Source organism: Micromonospora pisi, assembly GCF_003633685.1.
Lineage (GTDB): Bacteria > Actinomycetota > Actinomycetes > Mycobacteriales > Micromonosporaceae > Micromonospora_G > Micromonospora_G pisi.
The window spans coordinates 6,252,671-6,277,010 of the sequence record NZ_RBKT01000001.1; the positions used below are offsets into that span (position 1 = coordinate 6,252,671).

At 71.1% G+C, this 24,340-nt stretch carries 20 protein-coding genes; 6 read left to right on the forward strand and 14 right to left on the reverse strand.

Annotated elements, in window-relative coordinates:
- Positions 1 to 97: 97 nt before the first annotated feature.
- Both BDK92_RS26900 and BDK92_RS26905 read right to left on the reverse strand, forming a co-directional pair.
- Positions 98 to 1,288: a cytochrome P450 gene (locus tag BDK92_RS26900; protein ID WP_121159203.1), complete on the reverse strand. Its 1,191-nt coding sequence runs from the start codon at positions 1,286 to 1,288 to the stop codon at positions 98 to 100.
- A 9-nt stretch (positions 1,289 to 1,297) separates the two neighbouring features.
- Positions 1,298 to 1,969, reverse strand: coding sequence for a class I SAM-dependent methyltransferase (locus BDK92_RS26905; protein WP_121159204.1), 672 nt, complete (start codon positions 1,967 to 1,969; stop codon positions 1,298 to 1,300).
- Positions 1,970 to 2,168: 199 nt separating this feature from the next.
- Here BDK92_RS26905 and BDK92_RS26910 point away from each other — a divergent pair, with 199 nt between their 5' ends.
- Positions 2,169 to 3,185 (forward strand): hypothetical protein, encoded by a 1,017-nt coding sequence (locus BDK92_RS26910; protein ID WP_147457123.1) that lies wholly within the window; start codon positions 2,169 to 2,171, stop codon positions 3,183 to 3,185.
- 113 nt (positions 3,186 to 3,298) lie between these two features.
- Here BDK92_RS26910 and BDK92_RS26915 read toward each other — a convergent pair whose 3' ends face one another.
- Together BDK92_RS26915 and BDK92_RS26920 are read right to left on the reverse strand one after the other, a co-directional pair.
- Complete coding sequence (locus BDK92_RS26915) at positions 3,299 to 6,226, reverse strand: M36 family metallopeptidase (RefSeq protein ID WP_246017261.1); 2,928 nt, start codon at positions 6,224 to 6,226, stop codon at positions 3,299 to 3,301.
- A gap of 162 nt (positions 6,227 to 6,388) precedes the next feature.
- Positions 6,389 to 8,518 (reverse strand): acyltransferase family protein, encoded by a 2,130-nt coding sequence (locus BDK92_RS26920; RefSeq protein WP_121159207.1) that lies wholly within the window; start codon positions 8,516 to 8,518, stop codon positions 6,389 to 6,391.
- A 210-nt stretch (positions 8,519 to 8,728) separates the two neighbouring features.
- Between BDK92_RS26920 and BDK92_RS26925 the strand changes: the two genes are divergently transcribed.
- On the forward strand, positions 8,729 to 9,448 hold the full coding sequence (locus BDK92_RS26925) for a hypothetical protein (protein ID WP_121159208.1): 720 nt from the start codon (positions 8,729 to 8,731) through the stop codon (positions 9,446 to 9,448).
- Positions 9,449 to 9,520: 72 nt separating this feature from the next.
- Here the strand turns inward: BDK92_RS26925 and BDK92_RS26930 are convergent, their stop codons facing one another.
- Positions 9,521 to 10,720, reverse strand: a complete 1,200-nt coding sequence (locus BDK92_RS26930; RefSeq protein WP_121159209.1) for a Gfo/Idh/MocA family protein — start codon at positions 10,718 to 10,720, stop codon at positions 9,521 to 9,523.
- 227 nt (positions 10,721 to 10,947) lie between these two features.
- Between BDK92_RS26930 and BDK92_RS26935 the strand changes: the two genes are divergently transcribed.
- Together BDK92_RS26935 and BDK92_RS26940 are read left to right on the forward strand one after the other, a co-directional pair.
- Positions 10,948 to 12,246 (forward strand): ABC transporter substrate-binding protein, encoded by a 1,299-nt coding sequence (locus BDK92_RS26935; protein ID WP_121159210.1) that lies wholly within the window; start codon positions 10,948 to 10,950, stop codon positions 12,244 to 12,246.
- A gap of 178 nt (positions 12,247 to 12,424) precedes the next feature.
- Positions 12,425 to 13,639, forward strand: coding sequence for a zinc-dependent alcohol dehydrogenase (locus tag BDK92_RS26940; RefSeq protein ID WP_121162618.1), 1,215 nt, complete (start codon positions 12,425 to 12,427; stop codon positions 13,637 to 13,639).
- Between the two features lie 21 nt (positions 13,640 to 13,660).
- On the opposite strand, the gene BDK92_RS26945 is transcribed toward BDK92_RS26940, so the two are convergent.
- From BDK92_RS26945 to BDK92_RS26955, 3 genes are all read right to left on the reverse strand, one after another.
- Positions 13,661 to 14,200, reverse strand: coding sequence for an RBBP9/YdeN family alpha/beta hydrolase (locus BDK92_RS26945; protein WP_121159211.1), 540 nt, complete (start codon positions 14,198 to 14,200; stop codon positions 13,661 to 13,663).
- A 3-nt stretch (positions 14,201 to 14,203) separates the two neighbouring features.
- Complete coding sequence (locus tag BDK92_RS26950; protein ID WP_121159212.1) at positions 14,204 to 14,830, reverse strand: DUF305 domain-containing protein; 627 nt, start codon at positions 14,828 to 14,830, stop codon at positions 14,204 to 14,206.
- Between the two features lie 99 nt (positions 14,831 to 14,929).
- Entirely contained in the window at positions 14,930 to 16,240 is a 1,311-nt protein-coding gene (locus BDK92_RS26955; protein ID WP_121159213.1) for a DUF1996 domain-containing protein, read from the reverse strand.
- A 378-nt stretch (positions 16,241 to 16,618) separates the two neighbouring features.
- Between BDK92_RS26955 and BDK92_RS26960 the strand changes: the two genes are divergently transcribed.
- The gene (locus BDK92_RS26960; protein WP_121159214.1) at positions 16,619 to 17,101 is read left to right on the forward strand and encodes an HAD domain-containing protein; all 483 of its coding nucleotides are present in this window, start codon (positions 16,619 to 16,621) and stop codon (positions 17,099 to 17,101) included.
- 21 nt (positions 17,102 to 17,122) lie between these two features.
- Here the strand turns inward: BDK92_RS26960 and BDK92_RS26965 are convergent, their stop codons facing one another.
- Positions 17,123 to 17,404 carry a hypothetical protein gene (locus BDK92_RS26965; RefSeq protein WP_121159215.1) on the reverse strand — a complete coding sequence of 94 codons (282 nt, stop codon included), beginning with the start codon at positions 17,402 to 17,404 and terminating at the stop codon, positions 17,123 to 17,125.
- 355 nt (positions 17,405 to 17,759) lie between these two features.
- Positions 17,760 to 18,557 carry a hypothetical protein gene (locus tag BDK92_RS26970; RefSeq protein WP_147457124.1) on the reverse strand — a complete coding sequence of 266 codons (798 nt, stop codon included), beginning with the start codon at positions 18,555 to 18,557 and terminating at the stop codon, positions 17,760 to 17,762.
- On the opposite strand from BDK92_RS26970, the gene BDK92_RS26975 reads away from it, so the two are divergent.
- Positions 18,534 to 18,980 (forward strand): winged helix-turn-helix domain-containing protein, encoded by a 447-nt coding sequence (locus BDK92_RS26975; RefSeq protein WP_246017262.1) that lies wholly within the window; start codon positions 18,534 to 18,536, stop codon positions 18,978 to 18,980. The genes BDK92_RS26970 and BDK92_RS26975 overlap by 24 nt on opposite strands.
- Before the next feature lie 178 nt (positions 18,981 to 19,158).
- On the opposite strand, the gene BDK92_RS26980 is transcribed toward BDK92_RS26975, so the two are convergent.
- From BDK92_RS26980 to BDK92_RS26995, 4 genes are read right to left on the reverse strand one after another with little or no spacing between them, the layout of a single operon-like run.
- The gene (locus BDK92_RS26980) at positions 19,159 to 20,649 is read right to left on the reverse strand and encodes a rhamnulokinase (RefSeq protein WP_121159217.1); all 1,491 of its coding nucleotides are present in this window, start codon (positions 20,647 to 20,649) and stop codon (positions 19,159 to 19,161) included.
- Positions 20,650 to 20,684: 35 nt separating this feature from the next.
- Entirely contained in the window at positions 20,685 to 22,724 is a 2,040-nt protein-coding gene (locus BDK92_RS26985) for a bifunctional aldolase/short-chain dehydrogenase (RefSeq protein WP_121159218.1), read from the reverse strand.
- A gap of 56 nt (positions 22,725 to 22,780) precedes the next feature.
- Positions 22,781 to 23,956, reverse strand: coding sequence for an L-rhamnose isomerase (gene rhaI, locus BDK92_RS26990; RefSeq protein ID WP_121159219.1), 1,176 nt, complete (start codon positions 23,954 to 23,956; stop codon positions 22,781 to 22,783).
- Complete coding sequence (locus BDK92_RS26995; protein WP_121159220.1) at positions 23,953 to 24,333, reverse strand: L-rhamnose mutarotase; 381 nt, start codon at positions 24,331 to 24,333, stop codon at positions 23,953 to 23,955. The genes rhaI and BDK92_RS26995 overlap by 4 nt, the downstream gene beginning before the upstream one ends.
- Positions 24,334 to 24,340: the final 7 nt, after the last annotated feature.

The window sequence follows — 24,340 nt, forward strand, 5'->3', positions numbered from 1 at the left end:
AGAAATCACGCCGGGTCCGGCGAACCGCCCGATCGGCAGCACCCCGTACCGACCTTCGTCAGCTCACACCGCCACGGCAGGTGTTAGGAAGGGCCCCTTATACATCGGAATCCGATAACAAGGGGCCCTTCCTTACCACCAGGGCGTCGGGCATGCGGAAGGAGAGGTTGTCGGGGCACCAGGGGGCGCGTACGACGGTGACGTCGTGGAGCAGGGGAGCGGTCTGCGCCACCACCACGGCGGCTTCCATCCGGGTGAGCTGGGCGCCGATGCAGCGGTGGGCGCCGGCGCCGAACGCGAGGTGTCGGCGGGATCCCGGCTGACCGGGCCGGAACTCCTCCGGCTCGGCGACCACCGCCGGGTCCCGGCCGGCCCGGGCGAGCCACAGTACGACGCTGCGCCCGGCCGGTACGTCGACCCCGCCGAGGGTGGTGTCCCGGGCGGCCACCCGCCGCCAGGTGACGATCGGCGGCTCCAGCCGCAACCCCTCCTCGACCACGTCGGCGATCTCGACCGTGCCGTCGGCGAGCCCACGTCGCACCTCTGGTTCGGCGGTGAGCCGGTGCAGCAGCAGGGTGAGGAACTGCGAGGTGGTCTCCTGGCCGGCGACGAGCAGGAAGAAGAGGGCGCCGACCACCACATCGGACGCGTGTCCGGCGTCGCGCAGCCGCGCGGCGAGCCCGGAGCCGGTCGCCGCGAAGTCGCGCAGCACGGTGTGGAAACGGCCGACGATCTCGGCCAGGGTCTGTTGCCGTTCGGTGTCGACCGGGGCCCAGAAGAGTTCCAGCGCGGCCCGGGTGAACTCCTTGACCACCTCTACCCGGGTGTCGGGCAGGTCGACCAGCCGGGCCAGGACCAGCAGCGGAAGGTCGGCGGCGAGGTCGGCGTAGAGGTCGACCGGGTGGCCGGCGGCGAGGTCGGCGGCGAGCCGGGCGACCCGGGTACGGACCACCCCGGTCAACCACTCCTGCTGCTCGGCGACCCGCTTCGGATGCAGGGCGTCGGCGACGATGGCGCGGATCGCCGGGTGGCTGTGCCCGCTGTTGTTGGCCAGTGTCGGTGGCAGCCGGAACCCGTAGCCGGCGAGGATCCGCAGGGCGGCGACCGGCATCGGGCTCATCGCGTCGAGCGCGTTGTCCGGCCGGTACGTTTCCGGGTCGGCGAGGACCTGACGGACGAGCGCGTGCCGGGTCACCACCAGATGGTCGACGTCGATGTGGTCGGCGACGGTCGCGACGTCCGGCCATTGCCGGTCCACGGCTCCCGCGGCCCAGCTGCGGAACAACACGCCGTTACGCTACCCAGCGCCGCCCGGACGACCCGGGTCGAGTTGCCAGACCGTGGTGGGCTTCACCCGTACGCTCTCCAGCGCGGGCGGGACGGGGACCTGGTACGTGGCGAGCGCGGTGAATCGGGAACGGGGCAGGAAGGCCCGGTCGGGGTCGCCGACGAGCACCCGGGCACCGGAGCGGGCGGCGCGCAGCAGGAATCGCAGCACCCGGTTGGCCATCGCCTGGCTGTAGAAGACGTCCCCCGCGAGGACCAGGTCGGCGTCGCCGGCGTTCTCGTCGTCCAGGATGTCGGCCACGGTGACGTCGACCCGGACGTCGTTGGCCTGGGCGTTCAGTTCGATCGCGGCGCCGGCCCGCTGGTCGATCTCGACGGCGCGTACGTGGTCGGCGCCGGCCCGGGCCGCGGCGACGGCGACCAGGCCGGAGCCGGAGGCGAAGTCGAGTACCCGCCGGCCGGCCACCTCGTCGGGGTGGTCGAGCAGGTAGCGGGCCAGGGCCTGCCCGCCGGCCCAGGCGAAGGCCCAGAACGGCGGCGGCTGTTCGCTGCGGAACTCGCCTTCGGTGAGCTGCCACAGGCCGATCGGCTCGTCGGCTTGGTGCAGTTGGACCTCCGGGATGAAGGCGACGGGGGCCAGGCGGGCATGCAGGCGGACGAACGCCGCCGAGGTTTCGGACACCTCCCGGATTGTGCCGGGGCGGTGATGTCGGCGTGTCGCGGGGGTTGGGTTACCGGTTCACTACGTCGAGTGAAAGTGGGGGGTTTCATTGGCGCTAGGTGCTGGATCTCGCCCTTTTCCCACCACCTGATCCCGTTCTAGCGTTGCGGGGAGTAGTCAGACCATCGAGTCGTGACAGCTGGATGTGAATGGAGGCGTGGTGGCGGTACGTCGGTTCATCGGCCGGCTGGGCGCCGTACTGGCGTGCGTGACCGGGATCGGCCTGGTCGCCACCGGTACGCCGGCCGGCGCGGCGCCGGGATTCGACACCCGGCTGGAACTGCCGGGTCAGTTCACGGCGGGCGGTGCTCCGGTGACCGTCGCGGCCGTGGTCTCCACCACCGATCGGGGCGATTGCCGCAAGGTGCGCTGGTCCACGGTGTTGCGGGTGGACGGATTCCGGCTCGACCAGGTGCGGGTGGACCGGGTCGAGGAGACCGGTTCGTTTCCCGTACAGGTGCGGGCCGAGGGGAACGCGGCCCGGCTGACCGACACCGACCTCGACCCCGGCCAACTCTGCCGTGACCGTACGGTGACGGCGCAGTACCGGATCGCCTTCGCCGCCGAGGCCGCCGGTGGCCGGGTGACGGTCACCGCGGAGGCGTTCGACGCCCGGTCCCGTCTGCTCGCCAGCGGCTCCGCCACCCGGACGGTGGCGGGTGACCGGGGCGTGCCGACCCCGTCGAGGACCCGTTCCTCGCCGACCCCGACCCCGGAGCCGTCCGAGTCGGAGGAGTCGGCAACGGAGCAGGAGTCGTCCGAGGAACTGGTTCCGGTGCCGTCCGATACCCCGGTGGTGGCGTCCGGTGCCGGTGGCGGCCGTACCGACCCGGCGGCGAACTCGGGCCGGTTGGGCCTGGTCCAGGTGGGTTTCCTGACCGGTGCGCTGATGCTCTTCCTCGGCGTCGGACTGCTGATGCGGGTCCGGCACCGGCTGCTGAACGCGGTGACCAGCCGTGGCGGCGGTCGGGTCGACCGGTCGGACTACCCGCGACCGCGTCGGACCGCCCGCTCCGGCGGTGGGCTGTTCCGGGGGCGTGGCCGGTCCGCGGATTCCGGCGCCGACGGCACCATCGACCTCGGTACGACCAACGGGGCCGGGTACGCCCGACCGGTCTGGCAGACCGACGAGTCCACCGGTCCGGTCTGGCGCCCCCACCGGCGGGGGCGTCGCTGACCTTCCCCCACCGACCCCCGGGTGCCGTGTTGACCTCCTCCGGTCACGCCCCGCAGCGGCCCCGGGCGCGGGTCCGGTCCGGCCGCTCGTTCTGGCCGGACCGGACCCACTACCTACCGCTCGAACGCCTGGAACTCGGCGATCCGCACCTGGGTACGGAACGGGCTGCCGGTGGCGCAGTCGGTGGTGGTCGCCGGGTCGCTGTCCTGCTCACCGGCGTAGAGCGGACCGCCGGTGCACTGGCTGGCGGCCACCTCCAGCCGCAGGTGGGTGGCGGTCGTCTTGGGGATCTCGAACGACCGCAGGTTCAGCTCCCGGGTGTACGGGCGGAACGCCCCGCCCGGGAACGCGTCGGACCGGCTGGTGTAGACCCTCCGGTAGTTCGCGTCGTCGGCGCAGTCGGCCCTGCGGGAGTCGCAGGCCAGTACGGTGAACGAGCGCAGTGCCGTGAGCGCGTTCTGGCTGCCCGTGTCGACGTCGCCGGTGATCGCCGGGCGCAGGAACGCGCTGACGTTCACCCGCCGTACGGTCTGCGCGCCGGGCAGCGCCACCGTCACCCGCTTGCCGGCCACCCCGTCCAGGGAGGCCCAGTTGGTGGTCTCGGTGTCGTCGGCGATCCGGTCCAGGTTGACCCCGTCACCGCTGACCACCGCGCCGGCGGTGAGCGAGGCGAGGTTGCGCTCCAGGTCCAGGTCGAACTTCTCCCGCTCGCCCGAGTGGAACTTCTCGGTGAACCGGGAGTGCCCGAAGCCGGGGGCGACGGCGAGGAAGGAGAACTCCTTACCGGGCACGATCTCGAAGGTGTCCGGCAGCGCGGTCGCCGGGTCGGTGTCGGCGATCGGCACCGCGCGGGCCTCGTACTCGCCGACGTAGAGCCGGATCGGCGCCCCGGCGCTGTCGCCCTTGCCCCGGAGGGTGACCGTGGCGTTGCGAGCGTGCGGGGAGGCGAAACTCGGCGTCGGGTCGGTGTCCGCGGAGTTGATCGTGGCCGCGTCCCGGCCCATGCCCGACTCGGCGAAGGCGTTCCAGATGATGTCCTGGTTGCGGCCGCCGAAGCGGAGCTGGTCGGCGGCGAGCATGTTGTCCCGCATGTCGAGCATGCTCACCTGGCTGACCGCCTGCAGCAGCATCGAGTCGAAGACCAGCTGCGACCAGCGCCGGTTACCCGGACACCTGTCGACCGCCAGCTTGCCTTCGGCGCAGGCCAGTTGGATCGAGTCCTTGCCGTCTCCGTACCGGTCGACGAAGGCCGAGCGGACCCGGTAGTTGGTCGCGCCCCAGATCTCGCCGTCGGCGTGCACCGCCGGACCGGAGAGGGCGTAGCCGACGTCGGAGTAGTTCAGCGGGCTGCGGCTGAGGTCGTAGTTGCGGATGCCGCTCTCGTTGTTGCCGGTGACGAAGGCGCCGACGATGAACGGGGTCTTGCCGGCCGGCCGCATGTTGTGCTGGTAGAGGTATTCGGTGCCGAGCAGGTCGCTCCACGACTCACCCATCGCGCCGCCCTGGTGGCCGCCGATGCCGGCGTCCGGGCCGGCGATCATCCGGTTGCTGATCGCGTGCGTGTACTCGTGTCCGATCACCGTCATGTCGTAGTCGCCGTCCACGCAGGGCGGGTACGACGTACCGGCGATCGGCTGCCAGAGGTACATGTTGGTGCTCGGCGGCAGGCCGTCGCGCGGGGTGGACTGGTTGGCGTTGTTCCGGTTGCCGGTCAGCGCGCCCTGCTGGGCGCGGCCCTGCTCGGCGTCGCCACCGAGGCCCTCACCGGTGAGGTTGACCGCCTGGAGGTTCCACGCGCCCTCGTCGAAGCCGAGGTGGTACGCCCAGTCGTGCATCCGGTTGTGCATGGCGAACAGGTTGGCGGTGGCGGCGTCGATGTCGTTGCGCTCCGGCGAGGTGAACACCTCGGGGCTGCACCCGCTCTGCTTCCACTGGTCGGTGAACGGGTAGATGTAGTCCCGGGTCGGGCTCGGCGTGGCCGGTACCGCCGGGGTGCCGGCACCCCAGGAGACGACGTTGTTCGCCGAGTTGCCCCGGGTGGTCTCGGTGGGCAGGCCGGTGGCGAGGTCGACGTCCCACGCCTCGCCGCTGGCCGCGTCCTGCACCGTACGCTCGCAGCCGCGTTCCCACTTCTGGCACCAGATCACCCGGTCGTCGTGACGCGGGTGCGACCTGCTCGGCGGGTTCGCCGGGAAGACCGCCCACTGCGGGTTGTCCGAGTCGTAGTCGACCAGGTCCTCGCGGATCAGCACGCTGCGGTCGGTGCCGTCGACGAAGGTGGTGAACGCGGCCGGCTCCTCGCTGCTCTTGCCGATCAGGGTCACCTCCCAGGCGGCCCGGTTGCCGTCGACCGGGGTCGGCACCGCGACCTTGCGCAGGTCGTGGGTGGCCACCTGGTCAGCGGTGAGGCCGGCGTCGGCGAGGGCGGCGGCGTACGCCTCGTCGGCGGTGATGGTGAGCGGGGCCGGGGCGCTGGTGTCGCGGGTGAGCGAGGAGCTGACGTGGATCACGCTGCCCCGGTCGACCGCGATGCTGACCAGCCCGTCGAACCCGGCCGGCAGGTCACCGAGGCGCTGCCGCAGGGTGACCACGGCGCCGGTGCCGATCTGGCGGACCAGCAGCTTGTCCATGGCGGCGACGGCGGTGGCGTCCAGACCGAACAGGTCGCGCTGGGCGACCAGGTACTGCCGGGCTGCGGTTTCCGGGTCGGTGGCCAGGCCGGTGGCGAGCGCGGCGGTGCCGGGGCCGAGCGCGTGCGGGGTGCCGAGGGCGTTCCACCGTACCGAGGGGTCGACCTTGCCGGCGACGGAGCGCTGGGTGCTGCTCGGGGCTGCCGTACCCCTGCGGTTGTCCTTGTCGCGGGCCTGGTGCCCGTGGTCGAAGGCGTCCTTCGCGGCGGCGGGTGTCGCTGGCGTCGCCGTCTCGGGCGCGGCGGTGGCCGGGGTGCCGCCGGGCAGCGTGGCCGCGAGTACGACGGCCGTGACGAACGCGGGCATGGCCCGCCATCTGGTGCCGAACACTGTCCGCTCGGGTTTGCGCAAGGGGTCCTCCTCGGACGGCTCCGCGAAGGAGCCGACCGGTCAGGTCGGCTCCGCGGGAGGTTGGAGGTGCATGGGTTTAGATATGTGAATACCAGTCGGCACCCGATCATGGCAAGGAGAGATCACGTACGGTGGTCCGACCGTGATCTCCAGTGATGCCGCTCAGCTCAGCGCGAAGTCGATTTCGGCCCGCAGCCTCGGCGAGAGGCTGCGGGCGTAGCTGGCGGTCAGGTGGTTGGTGTCCCGGTAGACCAGCATCCCGCCGATCACCGGCGCGCACCGGTCGGTGGGGCAGATGGCGTCGTTGAGGCCGATCAGGTGGACGCCGCTGAGCCCCTCCGCGGCCTTCGCCTGGATCGGCCCGACCCCCTTCGCGAGGTCGTCGCGGGCGGTGGTGCACTCGGTCAGCCGGTCCGCGTGCGTGGAGACGCACTCGACGATGTCGATCCCGGGCTGCGGCGTCCCCTGGAGCACGATGGTGGGTACCTTCGCCTCCGCCATCGCCGACCAGGTCTGCCGGAACCCCTCGGCCAGCGCGGTCCGACCGGCGCTGCTGTTCAGCGTCCGGCCGTCGCGTACCGGGCTGTAGAGCGAGCTGCTGGTGACCAGTAGTTTCGGCCGGTCGGCGCCGGTCAGCCGGTCGCGTACGCTCCGGTTCCACTCGGTGCAGCTCGAGTTGGGCCGCCCCGAACGGGCCACCGTGATGCTGAGCAACGGGCAGGCGGCCTTGATGTACGTGACCACGCGCCAGCCGTTCGCCTCGGCGATCTCCTGCAGGGTCGGCAGCCACTGGGCCGCGTGGGAGTCGCCGGCGAGCGCGACGGTGAAGTCGGAGTCACGCTTGCCGTAGACGCAGGTGCGTACCTCGCTCTCCTGCTGTTCCGACAGGCAGTCGTCGTCGTACACGTCGGGCAGGTCCTTGCGGGCGGCCAGCGGCGCGGGGAAGATCGTGTCGACCTTGTCGACCGGTGCGCCGGCCGGGTTGTCCCGTGGCTCGGGACCGAGTGCGGCGGCACCGAGCGGCTCGGTCGGGGCCGACGGCGCCGGGCCGCTGGCGGTCGACCGTGGCGTCAACGAGGTGGCCGTGGTCACCTGCGCGGGGGGCCAGACGGTGAGCGGGAAGAGCAGCCCCATCACGACGGTCGTGACGGTGCAGACCAGGCCGAGTTGCAGGGCGCGTGCCGGTTGCAGGGTGAACTGCTTCGCCCTACGCACCGGGTTCTCCACGTACCGGTAGGTCAACCAGGCCAGGGCGACGGAGAGCAGCACCACCACCAGCCCGGCACTCACACCCAGTTCGCCGAACCGGGCCTCGGCCGCGACCAGCAGCGGCCAGTGCCACAGGTAGAGCGAGTAGGAGAGCGCCCCGACCGCGCGGATCGGCCCCAGGCTGAGCAGTCGTCCCGGACCGGCCTGACCGGCGGCTGTCCCGGCGGCGATCAGCGCGGCGGCGCCGAGTGTCGGCACCAGTGCCCGGTAACCGGGGAACGGACTGGCCTCGGTGAGCAGCAGCGCGCCGAGCACGATGGCGCCGAGCCCGGCCCAGCCGAGGACGACGGCGGCGAGCCGGGGGAGCCGGACGAGGTGCCGGCTCAGGATCGCCAGCCCACCACCGACGGCCAGTTCCCAGACCCGGGTGGTGGTGACGAAGAACGCCGACTCCGGATTGCTCTGGGTGAGGTGCACCGACCAGGCGAACGACGCGACCGCGACCAGGCCCAGGCAGAGCAGCAGCCGGCGGCGCAGCCGCCCTGGCCAGCGGTGGGCCGCCCAGACCCCGACCAGGATCAGCAACAGGGGCCAGAGCAGGTAGAACTGCTCCTCGACGGCGAGCGACCAGTAGTGCTGGAGGATGCTCGGTGGCTCGTTCGCGGCCAGGTAGTCGACCGCCTGGGTGGCGAGTCGCCAGTTCATCACGTACGAGCCGCTGGCGACGACGTCCCAGCCGGTCTGCAGCCACCGGGTCCGGGGCAGGAACAGGTAGGTGAGCAGGAGCGACGCGGCGAGGACCAGGACCGCCGCGGGCAGGAGCCGCTTGGCGCGCCGGGCGTAGAAGCCGACCAGGGAGATCTTGCCGGTCCGCTCCAGCTCGGACAGGAGCAGCCCGGTGATCAGGAATCCGGAGATGACAAAGAAGACGTCCACCCCGATGAATCCGCCGGGTACGACAGCGAGGTCGATGTGGAAGAGCAGCACGAGTACGACCGCCAGGGCGCGCATGCCCTCGATGTCGCCCCGGAACCCACGCCCCGACCTGGTCCTGTCACCGGCCCGGCTCGCCAGCTGAGTCATCTCCGCTACCCCCTACGAGCCCAGCGCCGATCGGTGGTCAAATCACCAATGTCCTAATCTGGTTGATATTAGAACGACTGTGGCGGTATTCGTGGTTTATCCGTGCAGGCAGGGGCTGCGGTCGGGATGGCTACGATGTCGGGCGATCCGATTCCGAGTGACTCCTGGCGCCGCGGAGCCGGATTCTGGTCCGACCCGGGGGAGGGGCCGATGTGGAGATTCCGGATCGTCGGTGTGGGGCTCGGACTGCTCGCACTGTTCGGCATCGGCGCCGGTGACTCCACGGGAGGTGGACGTGAGGCCGCCTCGGAGACGCTCGCACGGGCGTACGAGCAACTGGGCGGGCAACGGTTCCGGATCCTCGCCCGTACCACGTCGACCGACGGCAGGCGGTTGTTCCAGCTCGACGCCGTCGTGGACCGCAGCCGCCGGTTGGGTGACCTCACCACCGAGGCGACCGAGGCGGGCGTGCCGGTGGCGGAGCGCACGCTCCTGATCGGCGACGGCGCGTACACCCAGTTGACCAGGGAGGGAGAGATCGTCGTCGGGGCGACCGGACGAAGCTGGGTCTACACCAACCTGACCCGGGCCCCCGGTGACCACGGGCTGCTCGGACCGACCTTCGGAGTGCTGCTGGAGCCGTTCCGGCAGGTCAGTCACCTGGAGTGGGTGGGCCGGACCGGCTTGCGGGGCACAGTCGACCTGGTGCGCGAGCAGAACGTCCCGGACGTGCCCGAACTGCGTACGGTGCCGTTCGAGGCGACCATCGACGACCGGGGACGGCTCACCGGCTACACGCTCGTCCGCCCGGAGTACGGCGGCAGCCCGGCGGTCCGGTCGGAGGTGCTCTTCCGTGACTTCGGACTGCCGGTCGAGGTGACCGCCCCACCCGCCGCCGACCTGATGGAGAACCCGCTCATCGGTGGCTGAGACGACGACCGACGTCCCTCCCCGGGAGGTGGGGTGCCGCTCCGACCACGCGACACCCCGCCCACCCGGCGATCAGGACAGGGCGCCCGGGTAGGGCTCGGTGGTCCAGGGCAGGCCGAGGTCCGCGTACGTACGCATGCTGGTCGCGGCGGCGGCGACCGCCGCGTCGACGCCGTCGATCACCCAGGCCGGGCTGCCGCTGTCGTGCCGCAGGTGCCGGTTCCCGACCGGGATCAGGGTCGGTGCCGGCGCGGCGAGGATCGCCTCGACCAGCGCGGTGAAGTCCCGGGCGGCGTCGAGCGGGGCGAGCAGCGCCACCCCCGAGGGGTCCCGGCGGTGGTCGAGCAGGTTCGCCAGCAGGCCGGTCCGTTCGCCGCTCGCCGCGGCGCCCGCCCCGCCGGGTACGGCGACGCCGTCCGAGTCGGCGGCGGGCGTCGGGGTGAGCAGCAGCCGGTCGGTCGGGTACTCCAGCACCGCCGAACCCTCCGTACCGTGGACGATCATGTCGCCCTCACGGAACTCGGCGGCGCTCAAGGTGACCGCGATCAGCAGTGGCGGACCGGCGGTGAACTCCACCCGGAGGCAGGCGGTGTCCTCGACCTCGATCTGCCGGGTGCGGTAGCGCTCCAGGGTGAACCGGGTCGGCACCGCGCCCTCGGCGGCGGCGCGGACCAGGTCGAGACCGAGCATCAGGGTGTGCGCGAACGGGTTGACCAGGGCACCGTCGACCACCGGACGCCCGTCGACCGAGCGCCGCCCGGCCCAGGGGGAGCGGGCGTAGTACGCGTCGTCGCGGATCCAGGTGCCGGCGGCGGCGACGCCGGTGACCTGCCCGAGCCGACCGGTGCGGATCGCGTCGCGGAGCGTGGCCAGCGCGTGTGAGCCCTGGGCCTGGAATCCGACCTGGCAGATCCTGCCCGCGTCGCACAGGGCCCGGGCCAGCCGGTCGTGGTCGGCGAGGCTGGTCACCGGGGGTTTCTCCAGCAGCAGGTCGGCGCCGGCGGCCACCGCGTCGAGCGCGATCGGCAGGTGTGTGTGGGGCGGGGTGCTGACCACCACGATGTCCGGGCGGGTGGCGGCGAGCATTTCCCGGTGGTCGGTGTGTACGGGGACCGCCGGTCCGGCCTCCTCTTCGGAGAGTGGCCGGGTGTCGCAGACGGCGACCAGCCGGACGCGGCCGGCGCGTTGCAGGGCGTCGATGCTCCGCCAGTGCTGGGCGCCGTAGCCGGTCGCACCGATCAGGGCCACCGTGGGGGGTGTGGGCTCGGACATGTGGGCGAGGCTACCGAGAAAATATGTAACGATTCAACCAGCCTGCCCGGGAGCGCGCGCTGACCTAGGTAACAGAGGCGACGCGTCCTGGTAACCATCCCTTGACAAGAGGATGGAGCGGTCCTAGCGTCCGCTCTAGTTAAACCGTTTCATAGAGCCGAGTCGCCCGTGCCGGGCAAGCGCTTACCCCCGTGCTCCACGCGCCCCCAGCGAAGGAGAAAACCCCTATGTTGAGAACCCGCCGCAACCACCGCACGGTGCGAGCCGCCGCGGTCGCCCTGTCGGCGCTTCTTGCCCTGCCGTTGGCCGCCTGCGGCGGCGGCGACGCGGCCGACGACGGCCCGGTCACCCTCCAGTTCACCTGGTGGGGCAACGACGCCCGGGCGAAGGTCACCGAGGAGGCCATCGACCTGTTCGAGGCGAAGCACCCGGACATCAAGGTGCAGACCTCGTTCGGTGCCTTCGACGCGTACTTCCAGAAGCTCTCCACCCAGATCGCCGGTGGCGACGCCCCCGACGTGGTGCAGATGGACCGCGCCTACCTGCGCGAGTACGCCGACCGCAACGCCCTGCTGGACCTGGAGAAGTACGTCAAGGACGGCACCCTCAAGGTCGCCGACCTGACCCCCACGCTGCTGCCGGCCGGCAAGGTCGGTGACGCCACCTACGCGATCCCGATCGCGCAGAACACCCAGGGCATCATCTACGACCCGGCACTGTGGAGCGCGGCCGGCGTGGCGCCGCCGAGTCTGACCTGGACCTGGAACGACCTGCTCGCCGCCGGCCAGAAGCTGAAGGCGGCCGGCGGAGGCAAGGTCGCCGGCTTCGGTGACTTCGGCTTCGCCATCGACTGGTTCGACATCTGGCTCCAGCAGCGCGGCAAGAAGATCTACACCGACGACGGCAAGCTCGGCTTCGAGGAAGCCGACCTGGCCCAGTTCTGGACCATGACCGGCCAGTTCCGTACCGCGGGGGCGCTCGCCCCGGCCGAGCTGACCACCCAGATGGACGGCTCGGTGCAGAACTCCTCGCTGATCAAGAAGGGTGTCACGGCGGAGGTCAACTACGACTCCAGCTTCAGCCCGATGATCTCCGCGTACGGCGCCCCACTGGCCATCGGACCGATGCCGAGCGACACCGACAAGCGCGGCATGATCGCCGCGATGGCGATGGCCTACAGCGTGGCCGAGCGGAGCGAGCACCCGAAGCAGGCCGCCATGCTGATCGACTTCCTGATCAACGACGAGGCCGCCGGCAAGGTCCTCGCCGTCTCCCGGGGCATGCCGGCGAACGCCAAGGTCCGCGACGCGCTCGCGCCGAGCCTGGCCGCCAACGACAAGCTCGTGTACGAGTTCGAAAGCTCGGTGACCAGCCAGTTGCTGCCGACCCCGCCGGCCCAGCCCAAGGGCGGCGGCGCGGTCAAGGCCGAGTTCCAGCGGGTCTACGACGAGGTCATCTTCGGCCGGATCACCCCGCAGGAAGGGGCCAAGCGGCTGATCACGGAGGCCAAGAGCCAGCTCGGCTGACCCCGTTCCACCGACGGTGCCCCGGTCCCGGTGGACCGGGGCACCGTCGTGTCCGGCCCTCGTCGCACCCGTACCCACGCTCGTACCCGTTTCTCGCCACCTCAGGGACGGTTTTCCCCGACCATGGTCGGGTAGGCCCCGGGGACGGCTCGTGGACCTGGGGAAGGGGCTTTTCGAGATGAGGGCAGCGGTCTGGCACGGTGTCGGCGATATCCGGTTGGACGAGGTCCCGGATCCGCGCATCGAGGAACCCACCGACGCGATCGTCCGAATCACCAGAACCGCCATCTGCGGCACCGACCTGCATTTCGCCCGGGGCACCGTACCGGGGCTGAGCGAGGGCAGCATTCTCGGCCACGAGGGCGTCGGCCAGGTGGTCCAGGTCGGCAGCGCGGTGCGCAACTTCTCACCCGGGGACCGGGTGGTGGTTTCGTCCACCATCTCCTGCGGGTTCTGTTCCTACTGCCGGGCCGGCTATCAGGCCCAGTGCGACAACGCCAACCCCGGTGGCCGACGCGCGGGCACCGCCTACTTCGGCGCCCCCGCCAGCGCGGGCGGGTTCGCCGGACTCCAGGCCGAGTACGCGCGCATCCCGTACGCCAGCAACGGCCTGGTCGCCCTTCCCGACGACGTCTCCGACGACGAGGCGATCCTGCTGTCGGACATCTTCCCGACCGCCTGGTTCGGGGCCCGGATCGCGGACGTCTCCGCCGGTGACACGGTCGCCGTCTTCGGCTGCGGACCGGTCGGACAGTTGGCGATCCTCTCCGCGCAACTCCAGGGCGCCGGCCGGGTCATCGCGGTCGACCAGTTACCGGACCGGCTCGCCACCGCCAAGGGTCAACACGCCGAGGTGGTCGACTTCAGTGTGGAGGACCCGGTGTCGGTGATCGACGAGCTCACCGGCGGGATCGGGGTGGACCGGGCGATCGACGCGGTCGGCGTCGACGCCCAGCACCCGACCCACGGCCCGGCCGCCCGACAGGCCGAGGAGCAGGCCGACCTGATCGCCTGGGAACGCGGCGCGGTCGCCGCCCAGGCGGCACCGCAGGACGACAACTGGGTGCCGGGCAACGCCCCCGGACAGGCGCTGCGCTGGGCGGTCGACGCCCTGGCCAAGGCCGGCACGCTCGGCATCATCGGGGTCTACCCGCCGACGATGACCTCGTTCCCGACCGGCATCGCGATGAACAAGAACCTCACCATCAAGGCCGGCAACGCCAACCACCGGCACTACCTGCCGCAACTGGTGGAGATGATCGGCAACGGCACGGTCGACCCGTCCGGGTTGGTCACCGAGGAAGAGCCGATAGGTGACATTGTCGGGGCGTACCGCGAGTTCGACCGGCGGGAGCCGGGCTGGCTCAAGGTGGCGATCGACCCCACCTCCTGAGGCTCCGCCGGACCTGCTCGGCTATCCGAGCAGGTCCGCCAGCAGGAGTTCACCGGCGGGCCAGGGGCCGTAGCCGCTGGCGGTGTTGAGGTGCCCGGCGTCGCCCGCGTCGACCAGTTCCGCGCCCCAGGCCGACGCGTACGTGGCCACCTGCGCGAACGTCGCGTGCGGATCGTTCCGGCTGGCCACCACGACGGTCCGGAACGGCAGCGGTGCCGCGTGCACGACCAGCGGAAACCTCTCCTCCGGCGGGTCGTCCGGCCCGGGTGTCCAGTCCGGATCGAGATAGGGCGGGGTCACCAGCAGCGCCGCGTGCACCGGTGCCCGGTGCCCGGCCGCCCACTGCGCCACCGTGATGCAGCCACCGCTGTGCGCCACGAGCACCGGTGGCTCGGGCTCGGCGGTGATGGCCTCGTGCAGCGCCGCCACCCGGGTCACGATGTCGAAGTAGCGGTCCGGTCGGGGAACCCACCGGCAGTTCGGCAGCTCCCGTGACCACCGCTCCTGCCAGTGCTCCCGCAGGGGGAATCCGCGGCCCGGCACCAGCAGCACACCCGGCACGGCTCACCGCCCCTGGGATTCGAGCTTGGCGAGCTGGTCGAGCTGGGTGGTCCGGGTCTGCTCGATCTGGGTGGCCAGCGCCCGGATGTGCGGCTCGCTGCCGGACTTCTTTACCGCGCGGGCGAGTCGGACCGTCTGCTCCAGGTGGTCACGCATGTTGGTGACGAAGAGCTGGTCGAACGCGGGGCCGCTGGCATCGTTCAGGGCACGGAGGTCGTCGGCGGTGACCATGCCCGGCATATCGTGCCCCTCGTGCTCGTTGCTCTCCGCCACCCCGGCCTGCCGCAGCAGGTCCCGCAGCCCGGTCAGCTCGCCCCGATGGCCCTTGCCGACCTGGTCGGCCAGCTCACGTACGCCGGGATTCGAGGTCTGTTTCGGGGTGAGGTCGGTCAGCAGCAGCGTCTTCTCGTCCAGCGCGATCATCAGTTGGGTCCAGGCGACGTCGGTCGGGTTGAACGCCCCGGCCGCCCCGGCGGCACCCGTTGTGCCGCTCGGGCTGACTGTCACGGAAGGGGCCGCCGACCCGCCTCCGCCGGACCCGGCCGCCGGTTTGCCGCCGCTGTCGGCACAACCCGCCACGAGTACGGCGAGCAGGGCGAGCGGCAGCGCGCCGCGTACGGTCGAATTCATCTTGGTTCTCCCAGGTGCTGGCGGTGGGTGGACGAACCGGGGCGGGACCCGGCTCGCCGGGCCCCGCCTCTCGATCACCTTCTCACCATCGGGACAGCCTCAGTAGGTCCCGTCGTGGCCGCACTTGATCACCGGCCGGATGCAGTTGACGACCCGTCGCTCCATCTCCGCCGCGGGCCAGGCGTTGAAGAAGTCCCCGTGCATCGTGTAGCCGGGACCGGAGGCCAGCCGGAAGCCGGCCGGGTTGCCGTTGACCGGGTAACGGAGCACCTGGCGCAGCTTCGGCACGTGCACCGGGTGGGTGGAGGGGCAGCCCTGGTTGACCGGGTACGCCATGTGGCTCTTGTGGTCGGGTGAGTCCAGGTCACGGCCGTTCCAACACTGCGGGAAGTCGAGGTACGACTCCATCATGGTGCCGGCCGGACAGTTGACGAAGTCCTTGCCCGGTGGGATGTGCCCGGCGTGCAGGCAGGACCAGCGGGCGATGCTGTCGTCGCCACCGGTGGCGCGGGCGTTGCCGGCGACGATCTTCAGGCCGAGCGGCATCGGCTGGGTCTGCGCGACGACGTCGCTGCGTACGCCCTCACCCAGGTAGTAGAACGTCACCCCGGTCGGCTCCACCGGCACGTTGTTGTTGTACAGCGTCGGCACCCAGTACGACGACAGGTCGATGTGCGGGTTGCAGTTGCTCGACGCGTTGGCCAGGCTCGTGTAGTCCGAATTGGCGTTGGTCGAGGTGTTGCCGAAGAAGCTGTGCATGTGTGACGCGCCGGCCAGGCCGGGGTAGATGATCGGGTCGTCCGGCAGCCGGTGGCTGAACGGGCAGTCGGCGAGGAACTCGGCGACCCGGACGATCGGACCGCCCGGCGGTGGCGGTGGCGGGGCACCGCCGTCGTCGCCGAAGACCTGGAACTCCCAGAGCGACACCCCGTACGCGGTGGCGCGCTTGGTCGCGTGCAGTCGTACGTAGCGGCCGTTACCGGAGACGGTGATGCTCTTGCTGCCGCCGGTCCCGTTCACCGTGGTGTGGATGGTGGTCCAGTTGACGGCGTCGTTCGAGGTCTGGATGCGGAAGTCGCTGGCGTACGCCGCCTCCCAGTTCAGCGCCACCCGGCTGATCGCGCGGGCCGAGCCGAGGTCGACCTGGATCCACTGTGGGTCGCTGAACGCGCTGGACCAGCGGCTGCCGGTGTTGCCGTCGACGGCGGCGGCGGCGGTGAAGCCACCCTCGGCCGACGACGCGGTGGCCGGGCGGCCCTGGGAGAGCGTGATCTCGGCGGCGGCGGCGGGGCCGACGCCGACCGCGAGGTAGGTGCCGAGCAGGGCGACGAGCGCGGTGGTCAGGGTGGCCAGGCGCAGCCGTCGGCGTGGTGGTCGGGTACGGACTGGTGGTGGTGCGACCGGTTGCATGGGGCTCCTTCGAGGCATGGGGCGGAGAGCGGCGGGGGAGTCGCCACCGGTGCAACGTCCGTGGGTGAGGTTCGGTGGCGTCCGGCTCCACGGTGGAGGCGGCGCCGGAACGGGCGCGGGTCGGGCGCACCGGAACCTGTGTCGGGCGGGTTACGGACGGATGTCGAACTGTGCAGGGAGAGCGCTCTCTGGCACCACTTTGACTCTTCTATCGCCCAGAGTCAATGCTTCGGGACGGTTCCGGAACAGCCTCTTTTCGCGGACGAATCTCCTCGATCGTGATCGATGCCCGCGCGTTCTGCTCGACTGCGTACCCGAGGATGATCGACTGCGGTACGTGAGCTCAGTAGCTTTTCGAGATCATGCGAAGCTGGTGCGATGGACCGGCCGCTCCTGTTCCTCGACGTCGATGGGCCGCTTCTCCCGTTCGGGGCGATCACGCCGGTGTCGGAGGCCGGTGCCCGGTCAACGCGTACGGCCACCAACCCGCTGCTCGCCCGGCTGAATCGAGATCACGGGCGACGGTTGTGGACGCTCCCCTGCGACCTGGTCTGGGCGACGACCTGGATGGGCGACGCGAACGACACGATCGCACCGCTGCTCGGCCTTCCCGACCTGCCGGTGGTCGAGTGGCCGGACTCGGACGAGGAGGACGACAGCCTTCACTGGAAGACCCGGGGTTTGGTCCAGTGGGCGGCTGGGCGTCCGTTCGTCTGGGTCGACGACGAGATCACCAACGCGGATCGCGAATGGGTGTACGCGAACTATGATGGGAAGGCTCTCCTGCATCGCGTCGACCCGCACTGTGGCCTCACCGACCAGGACCTCACTCTTGTCGAACGATGGTTTGCGCGGCTGTGACTGCCCTGGTCGGCACCACGCTTATAAATACTCATCTCTATGTGTGTAGATGGCGTAACCCACCTGGATGGCACCAATGAGGATCCCGGCCAGGGAGCCCGCAGCAGCCATCGTCACCGCCACATCGACACCCCCACCCAGGACGAGCCCCCCGACAGCACCCAGAAGCGCCCACGCGCACGCTCCCACCACGGCGAACAAGACCGAGCGTCGGAGCCGCGCCTTCCGCACCGCACGGTCCCAGGCGTCGATCTGCTCGCCGACCAGCCGGCCCCGCCCGTCGCGTTCCTCGTCCACCGTCACGCCCCTCCCGACGCGCCGCCCTCGGCGAGGAAACGGCGGATGACCCAACCTCAGGAACAGGATCCATCCGCACGGCCGCAGACACCACCCCTGCCGCCACCGCATCTCCTGACCAAGGATGACGGCTCGCTACCGGCTGTCCGGTCTTCCTCTGGTCGTGCCGGACGCCGACCACCGGACGCCGACCGGTTGCCGCGCACCCGACTGGCCGGCAATGAGCCCCAGGATCAGGGGAGATGCCGTCAGTCGGACTCGAAGGCAGCTCGGACCGCTGCGGTGGCCTCGTCCACGGTCGCGCCGAGCCGTCGTACGTTCTCCGCGTACTCGTGGGCGCGTTTGATCAGTGGTTCGGCGCTCATCCGGCGGTGGTGGCGGTCATGCGCCTGGTCGTCTTGCCGGGCCGCGTCGGGAACAGCAGCAGCGCCGCGTAGTAGACGATCGCGGTCACCGCGATCACCCCGGCCGTGGCCAGCCACCCCATGGCCGAAGTGCCGAGGGAATCGAGGCACCCGAGCGCCTCGCCGAGAGCCGAGTGGGAGGCGTACGCGGCACCGGCCAGCGGGACGGCGACGACCAGACCTGTCGCCGCCGTGACTGTTGTCGCCGAACGTCGCCGGTAGTCCTCGGCGGCGGCGGTGGTGGTGTCGACGAGTGGACGCGTCACGATCCGACGCATGACCGCCAGCGCCACCACGACCGCTACCGCGACCGTGGCCAGGATCGGGATGCCGTAGTACCAGCCCGGCCACGGCCCGGCCTGGAGCAGCCCGTCCGCCCCGACACAACTGATGTGTCGGCCGTCGTCGGGTCCGCTGGACATCGTGTCAGGGTTGATCGGGCGGGAGCCGGGCGTGGAGGCTTCGTTCGTGGCTACGAGCATGACCACCAGGGCGCAGAGGAGCCCGAACACGCCGGCTGCCGGCCACGGTGGGACGTAGTCCCGGACCCGGCGGCGTACAAGACTCGCGGTCCGTACACCGTCGGCCAGCGGTAGCGGTGTGGTCCGCTCGCCGAGCAGGATTCCGGTCAGCAGGATCAGGCCGAACGCGAGTGTGGCGATCAGGCGCCCCACCTCGGACGTCCAGGCCAGGGCCGCCGCTACGACGAGCCCCACGATCAGACCGGCGAGATGTGGGAGCCTCGTGCGGAGCATCGCGCCCTCCTCGCTTGTATCAACGCCTACGGTGTCTTCTTCGCCATGATCATCATGGTGGGGGCCCCGCCGGTCGTCGGCGCGTTACGCCGAAGGGATCGGCCGGGGACAGTGGTGATATCCGAACCCGCGCCGAATCCCATCATCCACACCACCACCCGGCTGGCGATCATGGCGACACTGGCCGCCGTCGAGGAGATGGACTTCAGCACCGTCAGGGATGCCGCCGAGGTCAGTGACTCCGTCCTGTCGAAGCAGGCCGCCGCGCTGGAGTCGGCGGGCTACCTCAGCATCAGGAAGGGCCACGTCGGTCGCCGTCCGCGTACCTGGCTGTCGCTCACGCCCGGCGGCCGCACCGCCCTCCGATCACATACAGCCGCTCTCCAACGCATCCTCAGCAGGGCCGAACGCCCGGACGAATGACGCCCCGAAGCACCTGCGAAGATCCGGAATCTTGGAAGCAGAACGTCGCTCCTACGTCGGTGGATTTCCAAGATCTCGAATTCTTGGCCCGCTTGTTGACCGGGGCGGGGTGCCGTGCCACCGCACGAGACACGGCACCCCCTTTCCGAACCCGCGGGCACCCCTCCCGCGGGGGTCCTCAGCCGGACCGGCCGATCCGCTCCGCCGCCGCCCGCCAGGCCGCCTCGGCGCCCGGTGTCGGACGGTACGTCCGCAGCGCCCCGTCGCGGCGGGTCAGCGCCCGCAGCTCGGTCAACCCACCATCCAGTACGCCCAACGCCCGCGCCTGCACCAGTGCGTTGCCGATCGCGGTCGCCTCGACCGGTCCGGCCACCACCGGCAGCCCACAGGCATCGGCGGTGAGTTGGCAGAGCAGTTCGTTGCGGGCACCCCCGCCGACGATGTGCACCACCTCGACATCGCGTCCGGCCAGTTCCCGCGCCTGCCGTACCGCGGCCCGGTGGGCGAGCGCCAGACTGTCCACGATGCACCGCACCAGCGCCGCCGGGTCGGCCGGCGCCGGCTGTCCCAACCGTACGCAGGCCTTCGCCAGCCGGGTCGGCATGTCACCCGGCGGCAGGAACTCGGGGTCGTCGGGGTCGACCACGGCGGCCAGCCCCGGCCGGCGGGCGGCCTCGGCCAGCAGTTCGGGCAACTCCAGCGTCAATCCACCGGCCCGCCAGGTACGCAGCGACTCCTGCAACAGCCAGAGTCCCATCACGTTACGCAGGTAGCGGATCGTGCCGTCGACCCCGGCCTCGTTGCTGAAATTGGCCGCCCGGCTGGCGGGGGAAAGGACCGGTGCGGTCAGCTCCAGCCCGACCAGCGACCAGGTACCGCAGGAGATGAAGGCGAACCGGTCGTGTGCGGCCGGCACCGCGACCACCGCCGAGGCGGTGTCGTGCGATCCGACGGCGGTCACCGGCACCGGCCAGGTCGCGCCGATCGCCGTACCGATCTCCGGCAGCAGGTCCCCGGCGGCGTCGCCGGGGCGGCGCAGCGGGCCGAAGATCCGTGCCGGCAGCCCGGCCTGTGCGATCAGCTCGGTCGACCACTCCCGGGTGCGTACGTCGAGCAGTTGGGTGGTGGAGGCGTTGGTGACCTCGCTGCCCGCCACCCCCGTCAGCCAGTACGAGAGCAGGTCCGGGACGAGCAGCATCCGCTGCGCCGCCGCCAGCGCGGATGTGCCGAGCGCGGCGGTGAGCTGGAACAACGTGTTGAACGGCAGCAGTTGCAGCCCGGTCGTCTGGTAGAGCCGCTGCGCGCCGAGCGCCCCGACCACCCGTTCCGGGACACCGTCGGTGCGCGGGTCGCGGTAGTGCACCGGGTTGCCGAGCAGTGCACCGCCCGCGTCGAGCAGGCCGTAGTCGACCGCCCAGGAGTCGATTCCGATGCTCGCCAGGTCGGGGCGGCGGGCCACCGCGGCCCGCAGCCCCGCCAGCGTCTCGGTGTGCAGCCGCAACGCGTCCCAGTAGAGCGCGTCGGGCAGCCGTACCGGGCCGTTGTCGAACCGGTGCGCCTCGGTCAGGGTGAGCCGTTCCCGGTCCACCTCGGCGAGCATCACCCGTCCGCTGGACGCGCCGAGGTCGACGGCGGCGACCGCCGCCGACCTCGGAGCACTGCCGTTCATCGTGGACAGCCTGTCATCTGACCCATGTCGTCGACTCAGCGCAGGAAGGCCGCGGCCACGCCGGCGTCGACGGGCACGTGCAGTCCGGTGGTGTGCGACAGGTCCCCGCCGGTGAGCGCGAAGACCGCGTTCGCCACGTGCTCCGGCAGCACCTCCCGCTTGAGCAGGGTGCGCTGGGCGTAGTAGGCACCCAACTCCTCCTCGGGTACGCCGTACACGGCCGCCCGCTTGGCACCCCAACCGCCGGCGAAGATGCCCGAACCCCGGACCACGCCGTCCGGGTTGACCCCGTTGACCCGGATCCCGTACGGGCCCAGTTCGGCGGCGAGCAGCCGGACCTGGTGCGCCTGGTCCGCCTTGGCCGAGCCGTACGCGACGTTGTTCGGGCCGGCGAAGACGGCGTTCTTGCTGACGATGTAGACGATGTCGCCGCCGGTGCCCTGGTCGATCAGCAGCTTCGCGGCGGCCCGGGAGACCAGGAACGACCCCTTCGCCATCACGTCGTGCTGCAGGTCCCAGTCGGCCTCGGTGGTTTCCAGCAGCGACTTCGACACCGACAGCCCGGCGTTGTTGACGATCAGGTCGACCCCGCCGAAGGCGAGCGCGGCCTCGGCGAACGCGGCATCGATCGCGGCGGAGTCGGTGACGTCCACGGTCACCGGCACCGCCCGGTCCGCGTTGCCGATCTCGGCCGCGACCGTGGCCGCGGCGGTGGCGTCCCGGTCGGCGACGACCACTGCCGCGCCCTCGGCGCCGAGCCGGCGGGCGATCGCCGCCCCGATCCCGGAACCGCCGCCGGTGACCAGCGCGACCCGGCCGGCGAGCGGCTTCGGTGCCGGCAGCCGGCGCAGCTTCGCCTCTTCGAGCAGCCAGTACTCGATCCGGAACTTCTCCGACTCGTCGATCGGGGCGTACGTCGACACCGCTTCGGCGCCGCGCATCACGTTGACCGCGTTGAGGTAGTACTCGGCGGCGACCCGGGCGGTCTGCTTGTCCTTGCCGAAGCTGAACATGCCGACCCCGGGGACCAGCACGATCGCCGGGTCGGCGCCCCGGATGGCGGGGGAGTCGGCGGTCGCGTACCGGTCGTAGTAGGCCTGGTAGTCCCTGCGGTACGCGTCGTGCAGCTCGCGTAGCCGGGCCACCGCCTCGTCGACCGGTGCGTCCGCCGGCAGGTCCAGCACCAGCGGCCGGACCTTGGTGCGCAGGAAGTGGTCCGGGCAGGAGGTGCCGAGCGCGGCGAGCCGGGGGTGTTCGGCGCGGGCCAGGAAGTCCAGCACCGCCTCGTCGTCGCTGAAGTGCCCGACCTGTCGGACGTCGGTGCTGGCCAGGCCCCGGATCACCGAGGCCAGCGCGGCGGCCTTGGCCCGTCGCCGGTCGGCCGGCAGCGCCTCGTACCCGGGCAGCACCGGGCCGAACGGCTCGGGCCGACCGTGTTCGGCCAGGAACCGCTCGGCGGTCGCGATGATCTCCAGCGAGCGGGCCTCGCACTCCTCGCTGGTGGCGCCCCAGGCGGTGATGCCGTGGCCGCCGAGGATGACGCCGATCGCCTGCGGGTTCTCCTTGGCCAGGGTGGCGATGTCCAGGCCGAGTTGGAAACCGGGGCGGCGCCACGGCACCCAGAGCACGCGGTCGCCGAAGCAGCGGCGGGTGAGTTCCTCCCCGTCGGCGGCGGTGGCGAGCGCGATCCCGGCGTCGGGGTGCAGGTGGTCGACGTGGGCGACGTCGACCAGGCCGTGCATGGCGGTGTCGATCGAGGGTGCGGCCCCGCCCTTGCCGTGCAGGCAGAAGTCGAACGCGGCGACCATCTCGTCCTCGCGTTCGACGCCGGGGTAGACGTCGACGAGGGCCCGGAGCCGGTCCAGCCGCAGCACCGCCAACCCGGCCTCGGTGAGGGTGCCGATGTCGCCACCGGAGCCCTTCACCCACATCAGCTCGACGGGTTTGCCGGTGACCGGGTCGTCGCCGCTGGCCTTGACCGAGACGTTGCCGCCGCCGAAGTTGGTGTTGCGCCGGTCGGCGCCGATCCGGTGACTGCGCCCGAGCAGCGCGGTCACCTCCGGATGCGTACCCATGGCTCTGTTTGGTTTCCCCTCGTGTGTGACGTTGACTGCCATCGTGCCCACTGTGCTCAGGCGCCCCAGCCGGCCTGCTGACCGCCGACCCGAGCGGTGGCGATCTTCTCGGCGTAACCGGAGCGGGCGTACGCGGCCATCGGGTCCGGGTCGAGCCCCTGTTCGGCGCGGATCTCCCGCAGCAGCGGCCGGACATCGGTGTTGTACGCGTCCATAAGCACCGCGTTCGCGCCGAGTACGTCACCGGCGGCCTGCGCGGCGGCGAGCGCCCCGGCGTCGACCAGCAGCGCCTTCGCGGTCGCCTCCTGGACGTTGAGCACGGAGCGGATCTGGCCGGGGATCTTCGGCTCGATGTTGTGGCACTGGTCGAGCATGAAGTTCACGCCGGATTCCACCCGCAGCGCGTCCGCCCGGACGATCTCGTGCATGATCCGGAACAGCTGGAACGGGTCGGCCGCCCCGACCATCAGGTCGTCGTCGGCGTAGAAGCGGGAGTTGAAGTCGAACGCGCCGAGCCGTCCCTCGCGCAGCAGGAAGGCCACGATGAACTCGATGTTCGTGCCGGGGGCGTGGTGCCCAGTGTCGATCACCACCTGGGCCCGTTCGCCGAGCTTCAGGCAGTGCGCGTACGCGGTGCCCCAGTCCGGTACGTCGGTGACGTAGAACGCCGGCTCGAAGAGCTTGTACTCCAGCAGGATCCGCTGGTGCTCGCCGATCCGCTGGTAGGTGGCGGCGAGTGCCTCGGCGAGCCGGTCCTGCCGGGCCCGGATGTCGTCCTGTCCGGGGTAGTTGGTGCCGTCGGAGAACCAGAGCTTGAGGTCGCGGGAACCGGTCGCGTCCATGATGTCCACGCACTCGAGCAGGTGGTCGAGGGCCTTGCGCCGGATCCGGGGGTCGGGGTTGGTGACACTGCCGAGCCGGTAGTCGTCGTCCTGGAAGACGTTCGCGTTGATCGCGCCGATCCGTACCCCGAGGTCGGCGGCGTACGCGGCGAGCTTGGCGTAGTCCTCGACCCGGTCCCACGGGATGTGCAGCGAGACGATCGGCGCGATCCCGGTGTACGCGTGCACCTGCGCCGCGTCGGCGATCTTCTCCTCGGGCGTACGCGGCACGCCGGGCTGGGCGAAGACCTTGAACCGGGTGCCCGAGTTGCCGTACGCCCAGGAGGGCACCTCGATCTGCTGGCCGCGTAGGGCGGCCCGAACCTCCGGCGAGGCTGCGGTGGCGGTCACGATAGCTCCTGTGTGGATGCGGAAGCGCGTTCGGTGGAGTCGAGTGCGTCGAGTTGCGCGTCGAGGTCGAAGATCTCCTCGAGGACGGTGAATCCCTCGTCCGGGCGGCGCCCGTCGAGCCCTTCGAAGAACGGGGCCATCTCCGCCTGCCACCGGGCGTTGACCTCGGTACGTTCCATCGCGGCGAGCGACGCGGCCAGGTCCTCGGTCCGGAAGTGCCCGACGAGCAGCCCGTCGGTGTGCAGGTGGAGCGAGTAGTCGTGCCAACCGGCGGCTCGGAGCGCGGCCAGCATGTCCGGCCAGACGGCGGCGTGCCGCGCGCGGTACTCGGTCAGCCGATCGGGTCTCACCCGTAGGACGAAACAGACTCTCCGCACCGGGCCC